The 10,149-nt window shown below is 39.6% G+C and carries 9 protein-coding genes; 5 read left to right on the top strand and 4 right to left on the bottom strand.

The genetic code is table 11. The features are described 5' to 3' along the window. The first annotated feature begins 14 nt into the window (after window positions 1-14). Window positions 15-734, top strand: coding sequence for a class I SAM-dependent methyltransferase (locus ACGF49_RS09140; protein WP_113042125.1), 720 nt, complete (start codon window positions 15-17; stop codon window positions 732-734). 110 nt (window positions 735-844) lie between these two features. Here the strand turns inward: ACGF49_RS09140 and ACGF49_RS09135 are convergent, their stop codons facing one another. The 4 genes from ACGF49_RS09135 to ACGF49_RS09120 form a co-directional block, all read right to left on the bottom strand. Further along, on the bottom strand, window positions 845-1,957 hold the full coding sequence (locus ACGF49_RS09135) for a DUF3396 domain-containing protein (RefSeq protein WP_387490643.1): 1,113 nt from the start codon (window positions 1,955-1,957) through the stop codon (window positions 845-847). Continuing rightward, on the bottom strand, window positions 1,881-2,441 hold the full coding sequence (locus tag ACGF49_RS09130) for a contractile injection system protein, VgrG/Pvc8 family (protein ID WP_387490629.1): 561 nt from the start codon (window positions 2,439-2,441) through the stop codon (window positions 1,881-1,883). The genes ACGF49_RS09135 and ACGF49_RS09130 overlap by 77 nt, the downstream gene beginning before the upstream one ends. A gap of 483 nt (window positions 2,442-2,924) precedes the next feature. Continuing rightward, entirely contained in the window at window positions 2,925-4,595 is a 1,671-nt protein-coding gene (locus ACGF49_RS09125) for a Tn3 family transposase (RefSeq protein WP_387490626.1), read from the bottom strand. Then, window positions 4,567-5,757 carry a DUF4158 domain-containing protein gene (locus ACGF49_RS09120; protein WP_387490624.1) on the bottom strand — a complete coding sequence of 397 codons (1,191 nt, stop codon included), beginning with the start codon at window positions 5,755-5,757 and terminating at the stop codon, window positions 4,567-4,569. The genes ACGF49_RS09125 and ACGF49_RS09120 overlap by 29 nt, the downstream gene beginning before the upstream one ends. Window positions 5,758-5,941: 184 nt before the next feature. Between ACGF49_RS09120 and ACGF49_RS09115 the strand changes: the two genes are divergently transcribed. From ACGF49_RS09115 to ACGF49_RS09100, 4 genes are all read left to right on the top strand, one after another. Then, entirely contained in the window at window positions 5,942-6,772 is an 831-nt protein-coding gene (locus ACGF49_RS09115; protein ID WP_113042121.1) for a KilA-N domain-containing protein, read from the top strand. 7 nt (window positions 6,773-6,779) lie between these two features. Then, window positions 6,780-7,391 (top strand): recombinase family protein, encoded by a 612-nt coding sequence (locus ACGF49_RS09110; RefSeq protein ID WP_228901517.1) that lies wholly within the window; start codon window positions 6,780-6,782, stop codon window positions 7,389-7,391. A 1,490-nt stretch (window positions 7,392-8,881) separates the two neighbouring features. Further along, window positions 8,882-9,406, top strand: a complete 525-nt coding sequence (locus tag ACGF49_RS09105; protein WP_228901720.1) for a fimbrial protein — start codon at window positions 8,882-8,884, stop codon at window positions 9,404-9,406. Window positions 9,407-9,462: 56 nt separating this feature from the next. Next, entirely contained in the window at window positions 9,463-10,131 is a 669-nt protein-coding gene (locus ACGF49_RS09100) for a molecular chaperone (protein WP_228901722.1), read from the top strand. The last annotated feature ends 18 nt before the right edge of the window (window positions 10,132-10,149 follow it).

Below are 10,149 nucleotides of genomic sequence, written 5' to 3'. Positions count from 1 at the left end.
ATATGAGATGACAAATGAATACTGACTGGATGAATGAAGAGGTTTCAAACTTATTCGATCAATATGATGATTATTTGGAAGAGAGACTTGGGTACACACCGTTGATTGAGAACCTTAAGGAGAGCTTGGGGCAAAACATATCGGTTCTTGATTACGGTTGTGGTGGTGGGAAAGTGTCACGTCGGCTAATTGCTGGAGGCATAAAAACGGTAACGGGAGTAGATATCTCACAAACTATGGTGGACAAAGCCGCCAGCAATATCAATCGCGGCAATAGCTCTTATCATCAAATCAAAACTGGTGTCCTTAACTTCAATGATAATACTTTCGACGCAGCTATATGTTGTTACGTGTTCATCGGTAGCAATAAAAAGTCTGATCTTTTAAAAATCGCCAAGGAAGTGCATAGAACATTAAAACCTGGTGGTATTTTTTATGTATTGGATACTAATCCAGATTCTTGTGGGATTAAATTCAGATCTTTTATGAGCGGCGATCTAAATAAAAAATACAATGATGGAGAAATCAAGCCAGTGTATTTAGAGCTGCCAAATGGAACTATTTTTAAGATTTCAGATACGCATTGGCATAAAGATACATATTATGAAGTCTTGAACAAGGCCGGGTTCAAAACTATTGAGCTTTTTGAACACCATGACGCGGATGCTTTAGAGGATACTGGAGATTTACGATGTTACCCACCTTTTGCCATGTTCAAAGCTACTAAATTCTAGATGCTCTATACCCTATGGATTTCAAGATGCATCGCGACGGCAAGGGAGTGAATCCCCGGGAGCATAGCGAATTATGTGACCGGGGTGAGTGAGTACTGCTTCTCGTCCTTTTATGCCTCTCTGTTTTCCGCTTCCCGTATCAGATGCCAGAGGGTTGTGCCCGGTTTTGTACCTGGAACATCAAAAGACATCGCCCCCTGAGCAAAGAAGTACTGTTTGTCAGGCAGGCTATCGGTTCGCCAGATCCCGCTGACCAGTGCAGGGTGGTTGCCTCTCAGAGGAGTCACTTGCAGCGGTCCCCGGTCATAACGGGCATACCAGGCCAGTGTGGAAATATCATCAAAATGGCCCTCACCATAGAAATGCAATGAATGGCCTTCACGGGGAATGACTCGTATCGGACGTATCAGTTGGTTAATGGCAAAATAACTCTCCGGGACACTGCCCGGCAGTGGTGTTAAGTCCGGGTATTGACCAGCCCGGATCATCAGACCATTGGAATAAGGCGTAATCACCACATCCGGGTAGCGGGGGCGGGCCAGCATTTGCCGTATCCATAATTCCCCCCCCAACCGTTCTACAAAGCGTTTGGACAGCAGGGTGATCCAGTTAATGCCACGGATGGAGTGTTCATACTGTAATTTAGCTGTGAACACTGCGGAGTTCACTTGTAAGGAAGGATAACGTTGCGCCAGTTGATACTCTAAAGGAAAGTAGTCATAGAAGTCGTTGGGTAAGACCAGACAGTAGCCACAGTCCCCACTGTCCGGTTCGAGTTGTTCACATAAAAAATCCAGCCAGGCCATAAAACGAGCCATGCCGTCTTGCTCTTTTAAGTAATCCCAAGGCAGTGTCAGGCTTAGGTAAGAACTGCCGTTATCACCGCTTATTTCCCGAGAATCCAGATAACGCATCAGATAGCGAGGTGCCTCATCTTCATTTTTGGCATCACTGACCACCCAACCAGAAAACTGGTTTTTTTTCTGATTAAGAATGCCTTCTTCCACTTTAGCAATATTTTCCGGTGAATATTTTTTTAGCCCTTCCAGCTCATGACGGTGAAAACGCAGGTAGGTATCAAACTCTTCGCGAAAGCGGCGATAACAGGCCAGAATGCTTTGCTTTTTCTCCTGGGTGTAACCCTGTTTAAAAAACAGGGTAATTGAGAGACCCAGACGGGAAACGGTCAGCCCATCGCCATTGAGGAAGGTAAACGCGGCCAGTTGTGATCTTAGCTGGGCAAAGTAATCTGAAGGCGGATTCGCGTTTTTGCGTGGTGTATTCCCGTTCGACATGGCGTTTATAGAGCGTATCGCAGGCAAATAAAATACGATGCTCTTTAAGCAGGATCGTTAAGATTTCCGGTACGGACTTCCGATGGAAAATACGGCTATCCTGATTGAGCGTCATCAGCCACATTGTGGGGCGGACAGTGAAAATATAAAAAGTGCTACGACCATCGGTATTACCCTGTTCAGCCCCGGTTATCAACCCATTAATGGTCCGTTCGATGACGCCATTGCGGGTAATGGTCAGTGACGCGCTGTCCCCCAGCTGTTCATTCAGGGGAATGTCATCACGTGAGCTCACCACCTTTAACGTCAGGCGATAAAGCTGTGACAGCTCTTCCTGTAAAGTAAATTGTGATACCTGAAAGGTGGTTTGGGGCAGTGCGCCAATTCGGCAGGTGAAAACTAATCCATCCATATTTGAAACCCTACATAATTGAGCCATTATCCTGAAACGGGGATAACGCAAGAAGCCATTAAACGAGCCATGACATGCGGCTCTTTTAAATAGCGGCGGTCTGTTCCGCGGTAAAAAAATGACAGCGTAAAATAGCCATCATTTAATACGTGGCGTTAGAGAGAACAATAGACCGCGTCCAGCTGAGTAGGATGGAGTGGAGACAAATAACAGAGAATTTCGCTCTCTAAATATTATGACCACAAGATCACGATATTTATCATATGAACATAAAAAATGTGATAAATATCACATAAAATAGCTAATTAATCGCTATCAATGTAGGGTACGGAATGAATAAAAATCGCCGTAAATTTTCATCCGATGCGGAGGAAATATAAAACCCCAAAAGCATCGAGATATTAATCCGGTATATTGGCTATTTTTGCCCATCCCCCGATAGGGTTCAAAGTTACTTTTCAAGCCCTTCCACTGTTTATGACTTTAATCTGTAAATAATGTCGCCAGGTCAACCGACTTGACGAACTCACCAACGCTAAATGTTGTTGCTATGTCATTAAACTCAAATCGACCGTAGAAATTAATGTGTTGCCACGCCACTGGCGATATTTTACCCAGTCGTCCCATCTCAAATAAACCGTCAGGATCACCTCTCTCAAGCAAACTGGACAAGAGTTCTGCGTTAAAATAAATAATTGCATTGGCTATGAGTCTGGTACATTCGTGGATAATATGTTGTTCATTTTCACTTTTTACATTCATTTTGCCCCCGTTGACATGCGCTATCGCTTTTTTCAATCGGTGGTAAGCTTCACCACGGTTTAATGCTTTGGCAACATATTGGCGCAGGGATTTATTATCAATATAGTCAAGCATATAGATGCTTCTTATAATATTATCCAGCTCCCACAACGCTTTTTTTGTTTTATTTTGTCGGGCATAAGAGCTTAATTTCCTAACAATGGATGATTGCGTCGTTTCCTTCTGACCAAGAGAAGCCATTATATGTTGAATATTTGGCCACTCTTCGATAATCCGTTCTTCATTCACTTTACGAATAGGTTTAATAAGGAACTCTTCACTGTATTTCCCGGTTGGCTCAAACCCAATGATACCCTCTGTTTTTGTTGGAAAATTTTTGTAACGTGGGGCAAACTGATAGCCAAACGCGTATAAAATCCAAAAATTAACCTGATTAGTGCCGTGGGTATCTACAGAATGGCGATCGGGATCTATCTCTGTCGTATTATTGTAAAGGAGGTCGAACACAAAATAACTCTCGTGCTCGTGGGTGCCTATTACTTTTGCATTGATTGGCACATGGTTACCGACCAGTGTTAACGCTGAAATTCCTTTTTTAAGACCGAAGTATTTTGGTGCATATCTTGCATTGGCTGTATTTCTTTGGGTTTCAAACCGTTGCCCATCACTGCTGGAGTGGATCACATCCGGCTCAATATCGTAGTGTCGGAAAATAGATAATTTGGCGGTCGCATTAGCGACAATATCATTGGACTCCCTTAACGTTTCCAATCGGAAGAAGTTTTGATATGTCGTTTGTAGCACCTGATGACTTATGTCAGAAATCTCTCCCATCCTGCCCAGGCTCATATTGGTGCCAAGAGCAATAATACAGGCAATAAGTGACTTTTTATCCTGGTTGCCTTTAGTATATCTGCCTAAAACATGATTGAAACCCGCTAAGAATCCTGTCTTTTTGTCCACATAGCTTAATAAATTAGTGATGCTGATCGTTGGCACAAGATGATAAAAATGATGATTATCTTCGTCTTCTTCCTTTTTATAAGGCAGAGTCCAGTTAACTGTACGGCCTTTACGGTAATTGTTAAATTTAACGTCCTTATTTTTTCGGTTGATGATCCTTTGATTTACATGTTTTAGTTTTTCTTCAAGTTCATCTTTAAGTTCTTGCAAAGTTTGGGATATTGGTCTTTGCAATACGGGCAGATCTAGGTCATTCAGGACATTTTGTTTGTCGGCTTTCCACCTGTTCATGGGAATTAAGTCGTCTGTAAAACTTCGATATTTAGTGGTGTTCTGGTTAAAAATGTCCCCTGATTCAAAGGCTATTTTAAGCATCCTGTATACGGCAAATTCATATCGATCAGGAATGAGTTGAGGTGATTTTTCCATCCCTAAGACAAGTCTGGACAAAAATTGCGGCTTCAAGAAGTCCTGACTCATCGGTATGACTACTAAAGTCCAGTACCCGGATAATTTGACGCAAATTCTTTTTAAAGGCGGCCGATAAGGTCTCCAAGTGTTGCCAATGAAACTCCTCTTCATCAAAGCCTGATGACCCGATAAAGAGGGTCACTATCTCCATTTTTTCCCTGTTCAACACCTGAAATGCTTTGGCTCGTATCTCACCAAAAGAGACATTGTCAGTGATATCGGGGTTCAAGAAAAAGCCCAATATTTTGCCTGTGGCCTTGATATCCTCATTCGCTTGAGACTTCCTTTTATACACCATATCTTTAGCAAACAGTTTAGCGGCTTCTTCATACTGGCGGACATGGCCAATAAAGGCTTCGACCAGATTGTCATTGATGACGTGCGTTCGATGGTAGGTGTAGCAAAGAAGATAAAAATAAGCGATCAAAGGGTCAAATCGCCGAAGCTTATAAACTGAATAATATTCAATCAGTGTTGCATAATAGCGGATGCTTTCATTTGATATGCAAAGTGAGGGTAACCACTGACAGGCAAATTCATAAAGGGGACTGAGTTGCTTTACCCAGGTGGATTCTCTGACAATTTCGGTATAACTAAAGTCCCTTAGTGCCTTTTTTAGTTGGGTACTGTACGCAGGGGTAATGATCTGATTTTTATTGAGGTGACTTAACAAAGCCCGCAAGATAAACCCAGGATTAGCTGACCTTTTAACAACCCGTGCGGCCAGTTCAGCTAATTGTTCTGCCATGACACTGCCATAGCGTTGATAATTCAGATGCTGGCAAATAAGTCTTTGCAGTTGTATCCGGGTCGTCTTGCCTGGAACTTTTATATTGGTGGCAGAATGATCAGGGAAATGGCAAGCCAGAATATAAGAAATATCCGTGATGACACCTTCCAGCGTGTAGGTAAAGAATATTTTCCTGGATTTAAAATACCCAAGCATAAGAATGAAGTTCACCCTGGAGTTAACAGACCAATCTTGCGATATTATCTGATGCTCCGTATCGGATAAGGTGAAATAGTATTCTCGTTCCTCCAAAGTAAATCGAGGCAGGCCAAAATAGTCCTGAATTTCAGGTTGAGTCAGTATAGTCAGGCGCTTTTTATTGGTATTCATTTTTTTAATTCTTAATATGGCAGGGTGACATTGAATATGTCACTTTATCTTTTTCTTTCTACCTTTAATAGACATAGATTTATATACAGTTTATATTACATCTTTCCATCCGTATTTAGGCTAAAACAAGGCTGTCATTTAAACCTTCGTTTAACTGACACACCAAAAGCGAGAAGAAAGGTTTATGGCGCAAAAAATTGATGTTCGGGGTATAAAAGTCTCTGTCTTTTCCGACAAACAAGATGACTATATATCGCTATCTGACATCGCTAAGTACAAAGATGGCGACCGCGGTGATTACATTCTGCAAAACTGGATGAGAAACCGCAGTACCATTGAGTTTATCGGTTTGTGGGAACAGCTCCATAATCCCGATTTTAATTCCATCGAATTCGATGGGTTTAAACATGAAGCGGGCGCAAACAGTTTCTCTCTCACGCCAAAACGCTGGATCACAACCACCAATGCAATCGGGATCATCTCGAAAGCGGGCAGATATGGCGGAACTTATGCGCATCGGGATATTGCTTTTGAGTTTGCTTCCTGGATCAGCGCGGAGTTTAAGCTCTATCTATTAAAAGAATTCCAACGGCTCAAACAAGCAGAAAATGAACAGAAAAATCTGGAATGGAATGTTTCGCGCACTTTGGCCAAGGTCAACTATCATATTCATACAGAGTCAATAAAAACGAACATTATTCCCGCCCTGGAGCTTAACCCAAAAGCAAGAAACTTTGCTTACGCTAATGAGGCCGATATATTGAATCTGGCTTTGTTTGGCAAGACAGCCAGCGACTGGCGTAAAGAGAACCCGGAACTAAAAGGCAATATACGGGACTATGCCACACTGGAACAGCTTGTCGTGTTATCTAATTTAGAAAGCTTCAATGCTGAACTTATCGAGCAAGGCTTCTCTGCAAACGACAGGTTCCAAAAGCTGAATCGCGTTGCGGTCAGTCAAATGAAGATCCTGATAGAAAACAAATCCATTGAAAAACTTAAACAATTAAAATAGGTCGTTCATGCGAATTGGGTATACCCGTGTCTCCAAATCTGATGGAAGTCAGGTGCAGGATCTCCAACTGGATGCTTTACTTGCTGCCGGTGTTAATAAAGAAAACATTTATCAGGATGAAATATCAGGGAAGTCAGACAAACGTCCTGGATTGGATGCCTGTTTGAAAGCCCTTAGGCCTGGCGATGTGTTAATGGTATGGAAGCTTGACAGGCTTGGCCGAAGCTTAAAACATCTGGTGAATACTATCCATGATCTTGCGGATCGAAAAATCGGATTTAAGGTCCTGACCGGGCAAGGTGCAGAAATTGATACGACGACGGCCAGTGGCAAATTGGTCTTTGGGATTTTTGCCGCGCTGGCCGAATTTGAACGGGAGTTGATCAGTGAACGAACAAAAGCAGGGCTGGCAGCGGCCAGAGCAAGAGGACGTGAAGGTGGACGTTCTTTTAAACTTACAAAATCTCAGGTTCGCCTGGCACAAGCTTCCATGAAGAGTAGAGATTGTAGCGTATCTGAATTATGTGAAGAGCTTGGGATTAGCAGACAAGCTCTCTATAAGTATGTAGGACCAGATGGGGAACTCAGGGAACACGGCAAAAGAGTATTAAAATCTTAGCGCTAACTGAGTACCCATTTTTTTCCTCATCAACTTTGAAGCCTATCGGGGGATGGGCAAAAATAGCCAGATTGAGATCAATCTGACAGGAATGGGATATTCAAGCTGAATTGTGATCTCTGTCTCAGGGAGTTCCGTATTAATTACGGTATGCAATTTACGGATACAAAAGTTACCATGACCACTTCACGGTATCGAAAGTGACAATATTATTAGCACTATTTGCCCATATGTTAGTTAACAACATATGAAAATTGCAATTTTACGCCGTAATGGCCTTGGTGATTTAATTTGCACCCAACCATTAATTAAATATTTACAATATAAATTTCCCATAGCAGAGATCCATCTATTTATCGAATACGCTAAATGTATATGTATACACCACATAGATGACATCTGTTAACGCCGCGGTTCCAACTCAATTAATTTCTTCCATGACTAAAACTGTGATTAATGATTTTGACGATGAAGTATACAGCCACATCGATAGCAATAGAATATCCGAATTAATAATAAGACAAAAATGAATCAATTTGTCTAATTTATATCACGATGAAAAATAAGACATTAAATAAACATCATTATTATTTCTTGATTAAATTAACTCAATCAATCGATTAATTTAATTTTATAACACAATGAAATAGAAAGAAATTTTAATTAATTGCAAAAAAAATACTATTTTTTTGTTTAAATTGTTGAAAAAGATCATATTTTAGTTAATACTGTTTTCCATCGAGTGAGAATAAAACTAAAGCAAAGACGAAACTCTGAATTGGAAATCAACTTAAGGTTCTAAGAAAAATAAGAAGAAATTTTCGTTATCTTAACTGTGGTTAGGATGGCATTTTATCCGATCGTATTAATATCATTAATGCGATGGCATTACATATTACGGTTTGCCCAATCAGAATATTCACTTTCTTTGAGTAAGATACTAGTGCGTTGAGTAGCTATAGACTACTTTTTTTAATATCGCTATTGAATTTCCATTTCAATAAAAATAGTGAAGATGAATTTATCCATATGTGCTACGTACCTTGCCTGTAAGTACTTTTCACTACGTTATTAGCAATACATTAAAAGAACTTTGCTATTAACACAGGGCTTATCGTGTCGTAGGATTTTAGACATCTTAATAAAAATAAGAATCATTATTAACAACACGAATAGATTTAGATTTACAACAATAGATGATATTTTAGAGAATAAAATAATTCTTGTCTGAAAAACAATTAATATCAGACATTATTATCAATAATATAAATATAAATGAGCAGACTATAACATGGTGAGAAACAATGACTAAATTAGGATAAACTAAAGATATATGAAAAAAATGGTTAAAAATGCGATTGCATTCTATATCATGATAAAAATGACTTTAATGATATTATCAACCATTAAACTATCCTAATGGTCAGATATATATCTTTATTGTATAGACAAGACTAAAAAACATATTTATTAAGGTAAGGTATTTTTAAATGAAAAAGAATTTTATTTTGGCTTCTTTAGTGACGGTATTAGCAGTTTTCAGTAGTTTCAGTGCGTTATCTTATGATGGAACAATTAAATTCCGAGGTACTATTATTAATGAAGGGTGTACAGTAGCCGCAGGAATAGCAGGTAAAGAAGTTGAAGTAAATTTCGGCTCGTTGTCAAAAAGCGCATTTGGAAATGCTGTAGATACAGTTGCTGTAAGTAAAAATTTTTCTATATCCTTACAAAACTGTCAGGTAGCAGGAAACCTAGGTATCCTTTTTGATGGGGATCGTGATGCCAATAATAATAATGTTTTCAGTTCAGGAGTTTCTGGTGTAGGTATTAAAATATTCAGAGCAGATGGTACAACTGAAATAAGACCAAAAGAATATGCTACAGGACTTGTAACAGCAACAAAAAATACTGATACCGATATGCAATTCATAGCAAAACTAGTTTCGACAAGTACTAGTATTACACCAAATAAGATAAATAAAGATATCAAATTCACAATCATATATCCATAATCATTGAATAAACATCTTTAATATAATTAAACATTTTTATAACCAAAGGAGTAAAAATGCTTCGCTTTATTACTCCCTTTTTGTTTGTCTTTTTTATGGGACAAGTACAAGCAGGGATTACTTTAGGCGGAACTCGCCTGATCTATAATGGCTCACAAAAAGAAGCCACAATTTCTATCACCAACTCGGATACAGAAAGACCTTACCTTGTACAGTCGTGGGTAGATAATATCGATAACAGTCAAAATAAAGTACCGTTCGTTATTACACCGCCATTGTTTAAAATGTCGAAAGAGAGCGAACACCAGATTCGTGTTTCATATATCGGCAATCATCTGCCAGCGGATCGGGAATCGATATTTTTACTTAATGTCAATGCGATTCCGGCTGTCGAAAAAAATGACAATAGTAAGATGATCATCACGATAAAAAACATTATCAAATTGATTTATCGTCCATCAGGGTTATCTGATAACGAGGCTAATGATGCCATTAATCGTTTGGCTGCATCACGTAATGCCAGTGGCGTTCAATTAACTAACCCCACGGCTTATTATATTAATCTTAATGAGATGAAAATTGACGGAACATTAATACCTAAACCCGGATTTATTCCCCCTTTTAGTCATAAGGTATTTTCAGCCCAAAATGGCATAAAAAGCGTAATTCTGACTGCTATCAATGATTACGGTGGCACAACAGAAGAGCGCCAGTTTAATTTCTGATAATATTGTCTGATGAGT

Origin of the sequence: Photorhabdus sp. RM96S (assembly GCF_042879335.1) — a bacterium.
GTDB classification, from domain to species: Bacteria; Pseudomonadota; Gammaproteobacteria; order Enterobacterales; family Enterobacteriaceae; genus Photorhabdus; species Photorhabdus kayaii.
This window is presented reverse-complemented; position numbering and strand designations above follow the sequence as displayed.